This is a genomic window from Roseisolibacter sp. H3M3-2, from assembly GCF_029211165.1.
Lineage (GTDB): Bacteria > Gemmatimonadota > Gemmatimonadetes > Gemmatimonadales > Gemmatimonadaceae > Roseisolibacter.
This window is the reverse complement of the sequence record NZ_JARGEK010000637.1, coordinates 1-1,381: the sequence shown is the minus strand read 5'-3', so window position 1 is coordinate 1,381 and position 1,381 is coordinate 1. Positions and strand designations below refer to the sequence as shown.

2 protein-coding genes are annotated in these 1,381 nt (G+C 74.3%); both read right to left on the bottom strand.

The annotated features are described in order from the left end of the window. Position 1: 1 nt before the first annotated feature. Positions 2-868: a twin-arginine translocase subunit TatC gene (tatC, locus tag PYV61_RS25310; protein WP_275836659.1), complete on the bottom strand. Its 867-nt coding sequence runs from the start codon at positions 866-868 to the stop codon at positions 2-4. Positions 869-911: 43 nt separating this feature from the next. Beyond that, a partial coding sequence (locus PYV61_RS25305; protein WP_275836658.1) for a tetratricopeptide repeat protein occupies positions 912-1,381 on the bottom strand: 470 nt, incomplete at its 5' end.

The window sequence follows — 1,381 nt, the reverse complement described above, 5'->3', positions numbered from 1 at the left end:
CTCACGCGTCCGGGGTCCCGTCCATGAGGCGCACCGGCTCCCGCGCCGGCTCGTCGGCCGGCGGGAGCGGCGCGGGCGCCGACGGCTCGGCGGCCAGCGCCTCGGCGGCCGCCTCGCGCTCGCGGCGCAGACGGCGGCGGTAGATCACGGTCGACAGGACCACGCTGATCTCGAACAGCAGGTACAGCGGGACCGCGAGCGCGAACAGCGACGTCGGGTCGGCGCCCGGCGTGACGAACGCGGCGCCCACGACGCACAGCACCACCGCGTGGCGCCGGTACGTGTTCAGGAACTTCGGCGTCACGATCCCGAGCGCGGTGAGCGCGAGGATCACGATCGGCAGCTCGAACACGAGGCCGAACGCCAGCGCCATCCCGATCGCGAAGTCGAAGTAGCCCCGCACGGTCAGCATCGGCTCGATGGCCGCGCTCTGGAACCCGAGCAGGAACTTCAGCGTGAACGGGAGCACGATGAAGTGCGACAGCGACGCGCCGAGCAGGAAGAGCACGATCCCCCCCGCCAGCACGGGGATGATGATCCGCTTCTCGTGCCGGTAGAGCGCGGGCGAGAGGAACGACCACAGCTGGTAGCCGATGATCGGCGACGCGAGCAGCAGGCCGAGCGCGAACGACGCGTTGAGGACGATGCTGAACGGGTCGGTCGGGCTGGTGTAGACGAGCTTCTTCCCGCCGAGCAGCGGGAGCACGGGGCGCTCCAGCCAGCCGATGATGTCGACCTGCGACACCAGGGCGAACGCGAGCACCAGCGCGATGATGAACGCCGCCAGCGACCACACGAGGCGCCAGCGCAGCTCCTCGAGGTGGTCGAGGAACGGCATCTCGCCGGGGTTCTGCGTCGGGTGCGTCATCGGCGGGGGTGGCCGTCGGGGGGCCCGGCGGCGCGGCGGCCGCTCAGGGGCGGCGCGCGGGCGCCGGGCGGGCCGGCTGCTTCAGCGCCTCGCGCGCCAGCTCCGCCTCGTCCGAGCGCGGGAAGTCGCGCACGAGCTGCTGGTAGAGCGTGCGCGACTCGGCGGCGTCGCGGCTCGCCTGCGCGCGCTTGTAGAGCGCGGTGGCGGCGCGCGGCGACTGCGGGTAGCGCGTGACGACGGCGCGGTACGCGCTGTCGGCGGCGGCCGCGTTGCGCTCGCTGGCGAACGACTCGGCGACGTAGAACGCGGCGTCGGGCGCCAGGTCCGACGTCGGGAAGCGCGTCAGCAGGTCGGTGAAGCCGGTGCGCGCGGTGGCGAAGCTGCCGCGGCGGAACTGGTCGTACGCGATCTCGTAGAGCCGGTTCGGCCCCGGCCCCTGCGCCGCGGCCGAGGCGTCGCCGGCGGCCGCGCGCGGCGTCCCGCCCGGGGTGCCGCCGCCCGCCGGCGCGACGC

Bases quoted from the DNA above. Each gene is read 5' to 3' on its own strand.
- tatC (WP_275836659.1), bottom strand. From the start codon at position 868: ATGACGCACCCGACGCAGAACCCCGGCGAGATGCCGTTCCTCGACCAC.